This is a genomic window from Pseudomonas alkylphenolica, assembly GCF_000746525.1.
GTDB lineage: Bacteria > Pseudomonadota > Gammaproteobacteria > Pseudomonadales > Pseudomonadaceae > Aquipseudomonas > Aquipseudomonas alkylphenolica.
The window spans coordinates 1,894,097-1,908,151 of record NZ_CP009048.1; the positions used below are offsets into that span (position 1 = coordinate 1,894,097).

The 14,055-nt window shown below is 62.8% G+C and carries 11 protein-coding genes and 1 pseudogene; 9 read left to right on the forward strand and 3 right to left on the reverse strand.

Annotated features, from left to right (window positions below):
• Nucleotides 1-5 precede the first annotated feature (5 nt).
• The 3 genes from PSAKL28_RS08905 to PSAKL28_RS08915 all read right to left on the reverse strand — a co-directional run bounded on the left by PSAKL28_RS08905 (nucleotide 6) and on the right by PSAKL28_RS08915 (nucleotide 2,646).
• On the reverse strand, nucleotides 6-710 hold the full coding sequence (locus PSAKL28_RS08905; protein WP_038609113.1) for a FadR/GntR family transcriptional regulator: 705 nt from the start codon (nucleotides 708-710) through the stop codon (nucleotides 6-8).
• A gap of 69 nt (nucleotides 711-779) precedes the next feature.
• Nucleotides 780-2,090 carry a C4-dicarboxylate transporter DctA gene (locus tag PSAKL28_RS08910; RefSeq protein ID WP_038609116.1) on the reverse strand — a complete coding sequence of 437 codons (1,311 nt, stop codon included), beginning with the start codon at nucleotides 2,088-2,090 and terminating at the stop codon, nucleotides 780-782.
• 241 nt (nucleotides 2,091-2,331) lie between these two features.
• Nucleotides 2,332-2,646 carry a helix-turn-helix domain-containing protein gene (locus PSAKL28_RS08915; protein WP_038609117.1) on the reverse strand — a complete coding sequence of 105 codons (315 nt, stop codon included), beginning with the start codon at nucleotides 2,644-2,646 and terminating at the stop codon, nucleotides 2,332-2,334.
• 324 nt (nucleotides 2,647-2,970) lie between these two features.
• Between PSAKL28_RS08915 and PSAKL28_RS28515 the strand changes: the two are divergent.
• The 9 genes and pseudogenes from PSAKL28_RS28515 to PSAKL28_RS08955 form a co-directional block, all read left to right on the forward strand.
• Nucleotides 2,971-3,132: pseudogene (locus tag PSAKL28_RS28515) on the forward strand (PAS domain-containing protein); the annotation flags it as partial.
• A 177-nt stretch (nucleotides 3,133-3,309) separates the two neighbouring features.
• Complete coding sequence (locus tag PSAKL28_RS08920; protein ID WP_371261997.1) at nucleotides 3,310-4,419, forward strand: methyl-accepting chemotaxis protein; 1,110 nt, start codon at nucleotides 3,310-3,312, stop codon at nucleotides 4,417-4,419.
• 22 nt (nucleotides 4,420-4,441) lie between these two features.
• Nucleotides 4,442-6,139 carry a putative bifunctional diguanylate cyclase/phosphodiesterase gene (locus tag PSAKL28_RS08925; protein WP_038609121.1) on the forward strand — a complete coding sequence of 566 codons (1,698 nt, stop codon included), beginning with the start codon at nucleotides 4,442-4,444 and terminating at the stop codon, nucleotides 6,137-6,139.
• Nucleotides 6,140-6,254: 115 nt separating this feature from the next.
• The gene (gene kdpF / locus PSAKL28_RS08930; protein ID WP_038609123.1) at nucleotides 6,255-6,344 is read left to right on the forward strand and encodes a K(+)-transporting ATPase subunit F; all 90 of its coding nucleotides are present in this window, start codon (nucleotides 6,255-6,257) and stop codon (nucleotides 6,342-6,344) included.
• A gap of 8 nt (nucleotides 6,345-6,352) precedes the next feature.
• Nucleotides 6,353-8,047, forward strand: coding sequence for a potassium-transporting ATPase subunit KdpA (gene kdpA / locus PSAKL28_RS08935; protein ID WP_038609125.1), 1,695 nt, complete (start codon nucleotides 6,353-6,355; stop codon nucleotides 8,045-8,047).
• Nucleotides 8,048-8,057: 10 nt separating this feature from the next.
• The gene (kdpB, locus tag PSAKL28_RS08940) at nucleotides 8,058-10,112 is read left to right on the forward strand and encodes a potassium-transporting ATPase subunit KdpB (RefSeq protein ID WP_038609128.1); all 2,055 of its coding nucleotides are present in this window, start codon (nucleotides 8,058-8,060) and stop codon (nucleotides 10,110-10,112) included.
• A gap of 16 nt (nucleotides 10,113-10,128) precedes the next feature.
• A complete protein-coding gene (gene kdpC, locus PSAKL28_RS08945; RefSeq protein WP_038609131.1) occupies nucleotides 10,129-10,689 on the forward strand; it encodes a potassium-transporting ATPase subunit KdpC in 561 nt (186 codons plus the stop codon).
• A 9-nt stretch (nucleotides 10,690-10,698) separates the two neighbouring features.
• Nucleotides 10,699-13,359: a DUF4118 domain-containing protein gene (locus PSAKL28_RS08950; protein ID WP_038609134.1), complete on the forward strand. Its 2,661-nt coding sequence runs from the start codon at nucleotides 10,699-10,701 to the stop codon at nucleotides 13,357-13,359.
• Nucleotides 13,356-14,054, forward strand: a complete 699-nt coding sequence (locus tag PSAKL28_RS08955) for a response regulator (protein WP_038609137.1) — start codon at nucleotides 13,356-13,358, stop codon at nucleotides 14,052-14,054. Before PSAKL28_RS08950 ends, PSAKL28_RS08955 begins: the two co-directional genes overlap by 4 nt.
• The last annotated feature ends 1 nt before the right edge of the window (nucleotide 14,055 follow it).

Below are 14,055 nucleotides of genomic sequence, written 5' to 3' on the forward strand. Positions count from 1 at the left end.
TGAGTTCAAGTGGCCGGTTGTTCGTCCGGGATGTTCAGTTCGATACCCATGCGCCGGCCTTCCTGGAGGATGTGGTGGCGCATTTGCGCACTGGCCTGGGCGCTGTTCTTGTTGCGGATGGCACGGACCACCGCTTCGTTTTCTTCCAGACGCGCCGCCAGGTGTTCGGGGGAGTTGCGCAGTACCGCGGCGCTTTGCTTGAGGGCATTGCTGGTCTGCTGCACGACACTCTGGAAAATCGGGTTGGCGGTGAGGGTGAACAACTCTTCGTGGAAGGCGATGTAGGCGTTGACCCCGGCTTCGCTGTCTTCGGCCTCAAGGGCTTCGCGCATGTCCATCAGGGTCAGGCGCAACTGGCCGATTTCCTTGCTGCTGATCGACTGCGCAACCAGGCCGACGATGAACGGCTCCAGGGTGTAGCGCAGTTGCAGGACGTCTTCCAGGCTGGCTTCGGCCACGCCGGCTTGTGGTTGCGCGGTTTCGGCCAGGTCGGCGTCGAGCACCAGCACCCCTTTGCCCGGCATCGAGCGGACCAGGCCGAGGGTTTCCAGTACGGTCACCGCTTCACGCAGGCTGGGACGGCTGATACCCAGTTGTTCGGCCAGCTCGCGTTGTCCCGGCAACATGTCGCCGGAACGCCACTGGCCGCGGGCCAGGGCCTGGCGGAGTTTTTCCACCACGGAATTCACTACGGTCGATGAAGTAATCACTGTTCACTCCATGAGAACACTTGCATGGTTTGCTCCTGGGGCCGGCACTGTCAGTGCCGGCCCTTGCACTCAGAACTCTTGTTGATGGGCGTTGGGGGTCTTGCGCTGGGCAAAGCCAAAGCCCTGTTTGCCGGCCAGCACATTATTGGCCCGCTCCATGTCGATATCGCCTTCCCAGCGGCCGATGGCGACGGTCGCCACGCAGTTGCCGATCAGGTTGGTCAGTGCCCGGCCTATGCCCATGAACCAATCCACTGCCAACACCAGCACCAGGCCGACCACCGGGATGGCCGGTATCGCCGTCAGGGTCGCGGCCAGAATCACCAGCGCCGAACCCGGAATGCCATGGGCACCCTTGGAGGTGATCAGCGACACCAGCAGGATGGTCAGCAGGTCAGTCATTGCCAGCGGTGTACCGGTAGCGTTGGCGATGAACACGATTGCCAGGGTCAGGTAGATCGAGAAACCATCGAGGTTAAAGGAATAGCCGGTCGGGATCACCAGGCCGACGGTGGAATTGCCGATGCCCAGGTGCTCGAGTTTGCGCATGATTTGCGGCAGGACAGCATCGGAGGAAGCGGTACCAAGAACGATGGTCAGCTCTTCGCGCAGGTACTTGATGAACGGCAGGATACGCAGGCCCGACAGGCGCATCACGGCACCCAGGATCAGCAGTACGAAACCGGTGCAGGTCAGGTAGAACAAGGCGACCAGGCCACCCAGGTGCTGCAGCGATTCCAGGCCATATTTGCTGGTGGTAAAGGCGATGGCGCCGAACACACCGATCGGCGCCAGACGCACGATCATGCCCATGATGCGAAAGATCACATGACTCAGTTCATTGATCAGCCGCGAGATCCCCGAGGCCGCTTCACCGACCAGGTTCAGGGCACTGCCGAACAGCACAGAAAACAGCAGCACTTGCAGGATGTTGTTGTCAGCGAAGGCACCGATCACCGACGTCGGGATCAGGTCCATAAGGAACGCGGCGGTGCCGTGGATATGTTGGCCACGCTCGGCCAGGTTGCCGGCTTCGGCGGTAGACAGTTGGTCGAGGTGAATGTTGGCGCCGCTGCCGATTCCGGAGGTAAAGGCAAACACCAGGCCGATGACCAGGGCAATGGTGGTCAGGATTTCGAAGTAGATCACCGATTTCAGGCCGATCCGTCCGACCTTCTTCAAGTCACCGGCACCGGAAATGCCACTGACCACAACGCAGAACACGATCAGCCCGATGAGCATCTTGATCAGCTTGATAAAGCCGTCACCCAGGGGTTTGAGCTGCAGGGAAACTTCGGGAAAGCTGAGGCCACAGGCGACGCCAAGCACCAGGCCGAGCACTACTTGGAGGAAGATCGAACGCGAGCACCATTTGAGCATGGGAGGGATCTCTGATCGGTGTCCTTGCTTCGATGCCGGGGAGGGCGAAAGAGCGGAGGACTTAATTATTGTGGTCTTACCGGTATGTCCAGTGCGGGCTCAGTGTAGGCGTGGATTTTCCAGCTTTGCAAGGGCTTTTAGGCTGAAAGGGTAGAAATTGGTTTTACCGGTCTGACCAGTTGAAATTCATCATGCTGATATAGCCAGCAAAGGCCACGTCTGCCGTAAGGCGAAGCAGGGGCTAACGCTTGGACAGGGCCCGATCGACAGCCGCGATCAGATCGCCCAAGGCGTGGGACGGGGCATTGTGGATGACGCCGAACAGGTACGCGCGCTGTTCGTCTTCGTCGTCTTGATCGGCGAAAAAGGCTTTCAACTTGATGCCCAGGACTTCGGCAAAGACCAGCAGGGCGTCGACGCTAGGGGTGTAGGTGCCGGTTTCAAAGCGGCTGATGGTCTTGGGGTCGAAACCGGACCGCTCACCGAGTTCAGCCTGAGTAAGCCCTGCGACCTTGCGGTATCGCCTGATGGCCGAACCCAAACTTGAATATTTCATCGCTTGATTCCCATTTAGAATCAAGAACTTAACGGCAATCATCGGGATAGCACAACGCCATAATTCGTCACATTTGTTTGCGGAATGTGATGTAATTCATCCCATCAATGGGTTGAACAGGTCAAAAGCCATCAAGTTTCAACCCGGTTTCGTGGCTCGGATTGCTGAGTGGAGCACACGACAGATCGCTTCAAAGGGAGTTTTTACGTGCGTCTCAACCTGCCGGTCACCTCTGTCGAACAGACGTTCGGAGATGACCAACGGCTCATTTCTGCCACCGATATCGCCAGCAACATCACCTATTGCAACGCTGAATTTGCCGCCATGAGTGGCTTCAGCCAGGCCGAACTGATTGGTAGCCCGCACAACCTGGTCCGTCATCCCGACATGCCCGCCGTGGTGTTCCAGCAAATGTGGCAGTACCTCAAGGCCGGCCAGAGCTGGATGGGGATCGTCAAGAACCGCTGCAAGAACGGCAATTTCTATTGGGTCAGCGCTTACGTCACGCCGATTCTCGAAGGCGGTCGCCTGGTTGGCTACGAGTCGGTGCGGGTCAAGCCGAGCCGTGAGCAGGTGCGCCGTGCTGAAACACTTTATGCGCGTTTGCGCGAGGGCAAGGCGGCGGTTCCTGCGGGCCGGCGTCTGGCGCTGCTGGCGCAGGTCATGACTGTGCCGCTGCTGGCTGGCGCGGCGGCCATTGCTGCGCAGCAACTGTTGCCAGGCTGGCCCGGCCACGGCATTACCCTCGGGTTGTTTGGCGTGGTCGGTGTGTGGGCTCATCTGCGTCTGGGGCGCCAGTTGGCGCAGATCGTTCAGGGTTCGGGCAACACCTTTGCCGACCCGGTCGTGGCGCTGACTTACAGCGATGCCCTGGGGCCTGCGGCGCAGCTGCAGATGATCCTGATCAGCGAAGAGGCGCGGTTGAAAACCGCGCTGACACGGCTGAGCGACCTTGCGGTGCAAATGAGTGAGGCGGCCAGAGACTCCAGCAGCCTGTCGCGCCACACCGAATCGGCCCTGCTTGAACAGCGCGCGGAAACCGACATGACCGCCACCGCGATGACCGAGATGACGGCTTCGATTGCCGAGGTCGCGCGCCATGTGCAGGAAACCGCCGGTGAAGCGCACACAGCCAATCAACTGGCCGGGCAGGGCAGTGCGGTGGCAGACAGCATGCGCGAGGCGATCCAGTTGCTGGCCAGCACCGTCACTCAGATCAATCAGGCGGTAACCCATCTGGCCGGCCAGACCCAGGATATTTCCCTGGCGGCTGAAGTAATTCGCGCGATTGCCGAACAGACCAACCTGCTGGCCCTCAACGCCGCTATTGAAGCCGCCCGTGCTGGTGAGCAGGGCCGCGGATTTGCCGTGGTTGCCGATGAGGTGCGGGCGCTGGCTAGCAAGACCCGGCAATCGACCGTACAGATCCAGGGCATCATCGAGAGTTTGCGCGCCGGTGCCGACCAGGCGGTGAGCATTGCCAGTCTGGGCATCGATGAAGCGCAGCATGGTGTGGCGCGGGTGCTGGAGGCACAGCAGGCGTTGCAGGGTATCCGCGTGGCGGTGGAGCGTATCAGTGACATGAGCCAGCAAATGGCGGCAGCGTCTCAGGAGCAGTCGTCGGTGGCCGAAGAGGTCTGCGCGCAGATCAACAGCGTCGCCAGTACCGTGCAGCACACCGCGCAGAATGCCAATGCTGCCGCCACCCGCGGAGCAGAACTGGAACACATTTCTTCGGGCCTGCGTGCCCTGGTCGAGCGCTTCAATCGCTGAGCCTTCAGGGTACGAGATTTTCATGGACGACAATTACCGCACGGCCGTAGATGCGGCCGCGATCTTTTCCGAAACTGACTTGAGTGGTCGGATCACTTACGTCAACGAACAGTTCTGCAGCATCTCCGGCTATCGACGCGACGAGCTGCTGGGGGCCAATCACCGGATCCTCAATTCCGGTCTGCACGATCCGGCGTTTTTCGATGGCATGTGGCGTGCCCTGGTCGCCGGCAAGGCGTGGAAGGGCGAAATCTGCAACCGAGCCAAGGACGGTTCGCTGTACTGGGTCGACAGCACCATGGTGCCGTTGATCGATCCGGCCACTGGCCAGGTGCGCAAGTACGTGTCGATCCGCTTCGATGTGACCGAGAAGCGCCAGTTGCTGCATACCCTGCAGTGGCGGGTGGGCCATGACGTGCTGACCGGTCTGCCCAATCGCGCCTACCTGTCTGACCTGTTGAATCAGGCGCTGGAGTTCTCGCGGCGCGAAGACATTGCCTTGGCCGTGTGCATGCTCGATCTGGATGGCTTCAAGGCGGTCAATGACGGCTACGGCCATGCCAGTGGCGACCTGTTGTTGGTGGAAGTGGCCAATCGCCTGAAAGGCATCTTGCGTGGCGGCGACGCGGTGGCGCGGCTTTCGGGCGATGAGTTCGTGTTGATCTTGCGTCACGTACAGGACCCTGCGCAGCTGCAACTGGCACTGCAACGGGTACTCAAGGCGATTGCCGCGCCGTATTCGATCCGTGATCGCGAGGTCAGCGTCAGCGCCAGCATCGGGGTGACCCTGTTCCCCCTCGACAATGAAGATGCCGACACCCTGGTGCGTCATGCTGATCAGGCGCTGTACGTGGCCAAGCAGAGTGGACGCAATCGCTATCACCTGTTCGATGTGTCGCTGGACCGCGAGGTCAAGGCCACTCACCAGACGGTGGCACGGGTGCGTCAGGCGCTGACCATGGGCGAGCTGTGCCTGCATTACCAGCCCAAGGTCAATATGCGCAGTGGCCAGGTCCTCGGTTTCGAGGCTTTGCTGCGCTGGCAGCACCCGCTCAAGGGCTTGGTGGCACCGGCCGATTTCCTCCCGCTGGTGGAGCAGACCGACCTGATTGTCGACATCGGCGAGTGGGTCATCGACCAGGCCATGGCGCAGATGCAGCGCTGGCAGCAGGCCGGGCACGTATGGCCGGTGAGTGTGAACATTGCTGCCCGGCACGTTCAGCGCAGCGACTTTGTCGAGCGTCTCAAGCACCTGCTGGCGCGTCATCCGGGCGTGGCACCGCAGATGCTCGATCTGGAAATCGTCGAGTCGGTAGCGATCGAGAACATCCAGCGTGTCAGCCAGTGCCTGGACGCCTGCCAACAGCTGGGTGTGCAGTTCTCGCTGGATGATTTCGGCACCGGCTACTCGTCGTTGAGCTACCTCAAGCGCCTGCCGACCCGCACCATCAAGATCGACAAGTCCTTCGTGCGCGACATCCTCCATGACCATGACGATCTGGCGCTGACCCGGGCGGTGATCGGTCTGGCCAGGGCCTTTGGGCGCCAGGTGATTGCCGAGGGCCTGGAGACCATCGAGCACGGTCAGTTGCTGATGGACCTGGGGTGTGATGTCGCCCAGGGCTACGGCATTGCCCGGCCAATGTCGGCCGAGGCGGTCGTCGACTGGGTCGCCAATTACGTACAACCGCCACAGTGGCTGGTATTGGCAGGGCACTAACGGCGTTCTTTACGCATTCTTTATGACCTGGCCAAGGTCCTGATCTCGCGCCTTTACAGCAGCTCTACCGACAATGACCGTCAGCGGCAAAGTGCCGTAAGGACGGAGAGTTTCGATGAGCATTCTGGACGGGGTGTCACTGCTGCTGGCAGTGGTGTTGATGATCTACCTGATGGTCGCGCTGCTGCGCGCTGACCGGGGTTAGGAGCGACCATGCACAGTTACGATTATGCGTTGCTGCTGGCGTTCTTTGCGCTGGTGTTGCTCCCGGCGCCCTGGCTCGGGCGTTTCTATTACAAGGTGATGGAGGGCCAGCGCACCTGGCTGACGCCGGTGTTGGGGCCGGTGGAGCGTGGATGCTACCGGCTGGCCGGGGTCGATGCCGGAGACGAGCACAACTGGAGGCAGTACACCCTGGCCTTGCTGGCTTTCAACCTGGCCGGTTTCGTGCTGGTGTTTGCCGTGTTGCTGCTGCAAGGCTACCTGCCACTCAATCCGCAGCGCCTGCCGGGTCAGGAGTGGTCGCTGGCGTTCAATACGGCGGTGAGTTTTGTCACCAACACCAACTGGCAGGCCTACAGCGGCGAAGCGTCGGTCAGCTACCTGAGCCAGATGATCGGCTTGACGGTGCAGAACTTTGTCAGCGCCGCCACCGGCCTTGCCGTGCTGGTCGCGCTGTGCCGTGGCATTGCCCGGCGCTCTGCCCACACCCTGGGCAACTTCTGGGTCGACATGACCCGGGCCACGCTCTACGGCCTGCTGCCGCTGTGCCTGCTGCTGGCCTTGTTGCTGGTCTGGCAGGGCGTGCCGCAGACCTTCGGTCATTACGTCCAGGCCCTGACCCTGCAAGGGGCTGACCAGACCATCCCGCTGGGTCCTGCGGCCAGCCAGATCGCGATCAAGCAACTGGGCACCAATGGCGGCGGCTTCTTCGGCGTCAACTCGGCGCACCCGTTCGAGAACCCGACGGCCTGGAGCAACCTGTTCGAGGTGGCCTCGATCATTCTGATTCCGGCAGCCCTGGTGTTCACCTTCGGTCACTATGTCAAAGACCTGCGCCAAAGCCGCGCGATCATCGCCTGCATGCTCGCGCTGTTCCTGATCGGTGGCGGCACGGCACTGTGGTCGGAATACCAGGCCAACCCGAGCCTGAACAACCCGCAGGTTGCACAGAGCGCACCACTGGAAGGCAAGGAGAACCGCTTCGGCACCACCGCCAGTGTACTGTGGACGGTGACCACCACCGCCGCCTCCAACGGCTCGGTGAACAACATGCACGACAGCCTCAATCCCATCAGCAGCATGGTCGCGCTGGTCAACATGATGGTTGGCGAGGTGATCTTCGGCGGCGTCGGTGCCGGGCTCTATGGCATGTTGCTCAACGTGCTGATCGCGGTGTTCCTGGCTGGCCTGATGATCGGCCGCACCCCGGAATACCTGGGCAAGAAACTCCAGGCGCGGGAAGTGCAACTGCTGGTGGCGACCCTGCTGGTGATGCCGGTCGGCGTGCTGATTCTCAGCGCCCTGGCGGCCAGCCTGCCAGGCCCTGCAGCCTCGGTCACCAACCCCGGTGCCCACGGCTTCAGCCAGGTGCTCTACGCCTATACCTCGGCCAGCGCCAACAACGGTTCCGCCTTTGCCGGCTTCGGCGCCAACACCACCTTCCACAACCTGATGCTTGGCTTGGGCATGTTGATCGGCCGCTTCGGCTACATCCTGCCGGTGCTGGCCCTGGCCGGCAGTCTGGCGCTAAAGAAGACCGCGCCGCTGGGCGAGAACAGCTTCCCGACCCACGGTCCGTTGTTTGCCACCTTGCTGGTCGTCACCATTCTATTGATCGGTGGATTGACCTTCCTGCCGGCCCTGGCTCTGGGCCCGATCACCGAACACCTGAGCCTGGGTTTCTGAGGAGCGAATCATGAATATGCCGATTCCTGAAGTGAAAGCGGCTCCGGCCCCGGCGGCACGGACTAGCTTTGCCGCACTATGGCGCCCGGCGCTGCTGCAGGCGTTCGTCAAGCTCGACCCACGTCAGCTCAAACGCTCACCGGTGATGCTGGTGGTCGAGCTGACCGCCGTTTTCACCACCTTGCTATGTCTGGTGCCCGACACTGCTGTGCCGACCGCGGTGGCAGTGCAGATTGCCCTGTGGCTGTGGTTCACCGTGTTGTTCGCCAACTTTGCCGAAGCGCTGGCCGAAGGCCGTGGTAAAGCTCGTGCCGACAGCCTCAAGGCCGGTAGCCAGGGCCTCAGCGCCCGGCGTCGCAACGCGTCGGGCAGTTTCGAGCTAGTGCCGGCGACCAGCCTGCGCAAGGACGATGTGGTCAAGGTCATGGCCGGGGAGATGATCCCCAGTGACGGCGAAGTGCTCGAAGGGATCGCCGCTGTCAACGAAGCGGCGATTACCGGTGAGTCTGCGCCGGTGATCCGTGAGTCTGGTGGTGATCGCTCGGCGGTGACCGGCAATACCCGGCTGGTCTCCGACTGGTTGCTGATCCGCATCACCAGCAACCCTGGCGAATCGACCCTGGACCGCATGATCGCCCTGGTCGAAGGCGCCAAGCGCCAGAAGACGCCCAACGAGATCGCCCTGGACATCCTGCTGATCGGCCTGACCATGATCTTCCTGGTGGTCGTGGTAACCCTGCAGCCGTTCGCGCACTTTGCCGGTGGCAGCATTCCGCTGGTGTTTCTGGTGGCGCTGCTGGTCACCCTGATTCCGACCACCATCGGCGGTCTGCTGTCGGCCATCGGTATCGCCGGCATGGACCGCCTGGTGCGCCTCAATGTGATTGCCCGTTCTGGCCGCGCGGTGGAAGCCGCCGGTGATGTGCATGTGCTGATGCTCGACAAGACCGGCACCATCACCTTCGGCAACCGTCGCTGCAGTGCCTTGCATGCTGCCCCTGGGGTGACTTCCAAAGAACTGGGCGAGGGCGCCTTGCTGGCTTCGTTGGCTGACGACACTGCCGAGGGCAAGTCGATTGTCGAGTACCTGCGTCAGCTGCACGACTTTGACGAACCGGGTGCTGACCAGCTGACACCCGTGGCTTTCAGTGCCGAGACGCGCCTGTCCGGCGTTGACTACCAGCAGCGTCGGTTCCGTAAGGGCGCAGTGGATTCAGTGTTGGCCTTCGTTGGTCTGCAGCGCCTGGAAATGCCGGCGTCGCTGGCCCGCGAAGTGGACAAGATCGCCCAGAGCGGCGGCACCCCCTTGCTGGTCTGTGTCGACAAGCGTCTGCTAGGTGTGATCCACCTCAAGGATGTGGTCAAACCGGGGATTCGCGAGCGCTTTGCCGAGCTGCGCAAGCTGGGCATCCGCACTGTGATGGTCACCGGCGACAACCCGCTGACGGCTGCTGCCATTGCCGCCGAAGCCGGGGTCGATGATGTGCTGGCCGAAGCCACGCCGGAGAAGAAGCTGGCGCGCATTCGCCAGGAACAGAACGACGGCCGCCTAGTCGCCATGTGCGGCGACGGCGCCAACGACGCCCCGGCACTGGCCCAGGCCGATGTCGGCATGGCCATGAACGACGGCACCCAGGCCGCCCGCGAGGCCGCCAACATGGTCGATCTGGACAGCGACCCGACCAAGCTGCTGGATGTGGTCCAGGTCGGCAAGGAACTGCTGGTGACCCGCGGCGCCTTGACCACCTTCTCGATTGCCAACGACGTGGCCAAGTACTTCGCCATTCTCCCGGCGCTGTTTGCGGCGATCTATCCGCAACTGGGTGTGCTCAACCTCATGCGGCTGACCAGCCCGCAGAGCGCGATTCTCTCGGCGATTGTTTTCAACGCACTGATCATCGTCGTGCTGATCCCTCTGGCCCTGCGCGGTGTGCGGGTGCAGGCCGCCAGTGCTGCCCACCTGCTGCGCCGCAATTTGCTGATCTACGGCGTGGGCGGGCTGATCGTGCCGTTCGCCGGGATCAAGCTGATCGACATGCTGCTCACCGCTTTGCATCTGGTCTGATACCAAGGAGATGACCATGACTACTTATCTACGTCCGGCCACAAGCCTGATCCTGCTGATGACCCTGATCACCGGTGCGGTGTACCCGCTGGTGGTCACCGGGGTGGCCCAGGTGGCTTTCCCCGAGCAGGCCAACGGCAGCCTGCTGCGCGATGACCAGGGCCAGGTGCGCGGCTCGCTGCTGATCGCCCAGGCGTTCAAGGGCGATGCCTGGTTCCACGCGCGGCCATCGGCGGCTGACTATGCCACCGTCGCCAGTGGTGCCAGCAACCTGGCGCCGAGCAACCCGGCGCTGGCCCAGCGCATCGACGACAGCGCCGCGCAGCAATATATCGAGGCGCAAGGGCCGGTGCCGCTGGACCTGCTGACCACCTCCGGCAGTGGCCTGGACCCGCATTTGTCGCCAGCCGCAGTGGCTTATCAGCTGCCGCGCGTAGCGGCAGCGCGGCAGCTTGGCACGCAGGCCTTGCAAGCCCTGGTCGAGCAGTCCACCCTGCAGCCATTGATCGGTCCGCCGGTGGTCAATGTACTGGCCTTGAACGCCGCCCTGGAGCGGCTGGCCCCGGCTTCGAATTAAGGACATGCAGTGAGCGATAGCAACTCCGAACGCGCTGATGCGTTGTTGGCCGGGCTGCCGCGCGAAGGGCGCGGCAGGCTCAAGGTGTTTTTGGGCGCAGCGCCGGGGGTGGGCAAGACCTACGCCATGCTCCAGGCCGCCCATGCCCAGGTGCGCCAGGGTGTGCAGGTGCTGGCGGCGGTGGTCGAAACCCATGGCCGGGCTGAAACCGAATCCTTGCTCGCCGGGTTGGCGCAACAACCTCTGGTGCGCTCGAAGTATCGCGGTGTGCAGCTGGAAGAGATGGACCTCGATGGCCTGCTCAAGGCCGCGCCGCAACTGGCGCTGGTCGACGAACTGGCCCACAGCAACGCGCCCGGCAGTCGCCACGCCAAACGCTGGCAGGATGTGCAGGAACTGCTGGCTGCCGGTATCGATGTCTACACCACCGTCAACGTTCAGCACCTGGAAAGTCTCAACGACCAGGTGCGCGGCATCACCGGCGTGCAAGTGCGTGAAACCTTGCCGGACTGGGTGCTGCAGGAAGCCTTCGAACTGGTCCTGATAGACCTGCCGCCGCGCGAGCTGCTTGAGCGCCTGCGCGAAGGCAAGGTCTATGTGCCGGAGCAGGCGCGGGCGGCAATCGATGCCTTCTTCAGCCAGACCAACCTCACCGCTTTGCGCGAGCTGGCCATGCAGACGGCGGCGGCCCAGGTCGATGCCGACCTGGCGCACGGTTACCGTCAGCTCGGCCAGGATGCGCCCTCGTTGCGCGGGCGTTTGCTGGTCGGGGTGGATGGCGATGCCCAGGCCGAGCGTCTGGTGCGCCATGCCAGCCGGGTGGCTCAGCGTCGTCATCTGCCCTGGAGCCTGGTGCATGTCGATAACGGCAAGCTGCGTGACGAAACCGCCCGTCAGCGTTTGCAGGCAGCCCAGCAACTGGCCGAGCGCCTGGGTGGCGAAGTGGTGTTGCTGCGCGCCGGTGAAGTGGCGAAAACCCTGATCCAGCACGCCCTCGAACGTCGCGCCAACCTGGTGTTGGTCGGCCAGTCCCGGGATCGCTTGCGTCGGCGCTTGTTCGGTGCCGGCGTGGCCACGCGCTTGTTGCGTGAGGCCCATGGCCTGGAAATCAACGTGCTCGACCGCGACGAGCGCCCCGAACCGCAGAGTGCGGCGGTGAAAAAGGTCTGGGTCTGGCGCCACTACCTGTTGGCGCTGGTCGCCACCGTGCTCGCAGCGGGGATTTCCTGGGGCGTTTCCGGTGTTCTGGCCTTGCCCAACATCTCGCTGGTGTTTCTTGCCGCGGTGTTGCTGGTGGCCGTGCGCAGTAGTCTGGGCCCGGCGCTGGCTTGTGCGGCGATGTCGTTCCTGACCTATGACTTTCTATTCATTCCGCCGAACTTCTCCTTCAGCATCCAGCGTGAAGAAGATGTGCTGACCTCGCTGTTTTTTCTGTTGATGGCGGCGCTGACCGGCAACTTGGCTGCCCGCCAGCGTCGGCAGCTGCAGGCGCTGCGCGAGACGCAGGAACAGACCAATCAGTTGCTTGATCTGTCACGCAAACTGACCGCCGCCACTGACCGCCAGGCGGTATTCAATGCCGCCGGACAACATCTGGATGGCTGGAACGATTTGCAGGTGTGCCTGCTTGAGCGCGATGTGGAAGGGCGCTTGCAGGTTGCCAGTGCTGCCAGCGTGCAGTTCAACGACAACGAGCGGGCCGCAGCCGACTGGGCCTGGCAGCACGATCAGGCCGCAGGCCTGGGCAGTGATACCTTGCCCAATGGCCGTTGGTGGTGGTGGCCGTTGTCGGTGGAAGAACAACCGCTGGCTCTGCTTGGCGTGCGTCCGCGGCAGGGCCAGAGCCTCACCGCGCAGCGCCGGCGTCTGCTCAAGGCACTCAGTCAGCCGCTGGCCCAGGCGCTGGCCCGGGCGCGGCTGGCTGAGCAACTGGAAGCGGCGCGCCTGCATGGCGAAACCGAGCAACTGCGCAGTGCTTTGCTGGCGTCAGTGTCGCATGACCTGCGCACACCCTTGACTGCCATGCGCGGCAGTATCGACAGCCTTCTGGCCCTGGGCGAAGCGATCCCTCAGGCCGACCGCCAGGAGTTGCTTGAAGGCACGCGCAATGAAGCCGAACGCCTGGACCGTTATATCCAGAACCTGCTGGACATGACCCGCCTGGGTCATGGCGGCCTGAAACTGGCCCGTGACTGGGTGGCGCCCACCGATATCGTCGGCAGTGCACTCAACCGCCTAAGGGTGGTGCTGGCGCCGTTGCAGGTATCCACCGAGGTGCCGGACGGTTTGCCGTTGCTGTTTGTGCATGCCGCCTTGATCGAGCAGGCGTTGGTCAATGTACTGGAGAACGCCGCGCGCTTTTCGCCGGTCAACGGCCGCCTGCAGTTGCAGGTGTCGGCTGACGATGAACAGTTGCGCTTTGCGGTCAGCGATGAAGGCCCAGGTATTCCAGCGGCTGATCGCGAGAAGATCTTCGACATGTTCTACACCGCTGCCCGAGGTGATCGCGGCGGGCAGGGCACCGGCCTTGGCCTGGCCATCTGCCAAGGCATGATCGGGGCGCACGGCGGGCATATTCTGGTGGGTGAGGGTATCGATGGTCACGGCACCTGCATCACATTATGCTTGCCGCTTCCGACCCCGCCCGAGCCTGAAAGCGAAGCGCCATGAGCCAGATTGCCACCCTTCTGGTCATCGATGATGAACCACAGATCCGCAAGTTCCTGCGCATCAGCCTCAGTTCCCAGGGCTATAAGGTAGTGGAGGCGGCCAGCGGTGCCGAGGGCCTGACCCAGGCCGCGCTGGCCCGCCCCGACCTGGTGGTGCTCGACCTTGGCCTGCCGGACATGGACGGTCAGCAGGTACTGCGCGAACTGCGCGAATGGAGCCCGGTGCCGGTGCTGGTGTTGTCAGTGCGTGCCAGTGAAATCCAGAAAGTCGAGGCCCTTGATAACGGCGCCAACGACTACGTGACCAAGCCGTTCGGCATCCAGGAGTTTCTGGCCCGGGTGCGCGCGTTGTTGCGTCAGGCGCCTCAGGCTGCGGCAACGGATGTCGCGCCAAGTTTCGGTCCCTTGACGGTTGACCTGGCCTTTCGCAAGGTCACCTTGGACGGTGTCGAGGTGGCCCTGACCCGCAAGGAATATGCGCTGTTGGCGCAGCTGGCCACGCATCCGGGACGGGTAATTACCCAGCAGCAACTGCTCAAGGACATCTGGGGGCCGACCCATGTCGACGACACCCATTACTTGCGCATTGTAGTCGCCCATGTACGGCAGAAGCTGGGTGATGACCCGACGGCGCCACGCTTCATTATTACCGAGCCTGGGGTCGGGTATCGGTTGGTGGGGCCGGAGCAGGGCTGAG

Excerpts from the sequence above, each read along its gene's own strand:
- PSAKL28_RS08910 (WP_038609116.1), bottom strand. The coding sequence starts at position 2,090 with ATGCTCAAATGGTGCTCGCGTTCGATCTTCCTCCAAGTAGTGCTCGGC.
- PSAKL28_RS08915 (WP_038609117.1), bottom strand. The coding sequence starts at position 2,646 with ATGAAATATTCAAGTTTGGGTTCGGCCATCAGGCGATACCGCAAGGTC.
- PSAKL28_RS08920 (WP_371261997.1), top strand. The coding sequence starts at position 3,310 with ATGACTGTGCCGCTGCTGGCTGGCGCGGCGGCCATTGCTGCGCAGCAA.
- PSAKL28_RS08925 (WP_038609121.1), top strand. The coding sequence starts at position 4,442 with ATGGACGACAATTACCGCACGGCCGTAGATGCGGCCGCGATCTTTTCC.
- kdpF (WP_038609123.1), top strand. The coding sequence starts at position 6,255 with ATGAGCATTCTGGACGGGGTGTCACTGCTGCTGGCAGTGGTGTTGATG.
- kdpA (WP_038609125.1), top strand. The coding sequence starts at position 6,353 with ATGCACAGTTACGATTATGCGTTGCTGCTGGCGTTCTTTGCGCTGGTG.
- kdpB (WP_038609128.1), top strand. The coding sequence starts at position 8,058 with ATGAATATGCCGATTCCTGAAGTGAAAGCGGCTCCGGCCCCGGCGGCA.
- kdpC (WP_038609131.1), top strand. The coding sequence starts at position 10,129 with ATGACTACTTATCTACGTCCGGCCACAAGCCTGATCCTGCTGATGACC.
- PSAKL28_RS08955 (WP_038609137.1), top strand. The coding sequence starts at position 13,356 with ATGAGCCAGATTGCCACCCTTCTGGTCATCGATGATGAACCACAGATC.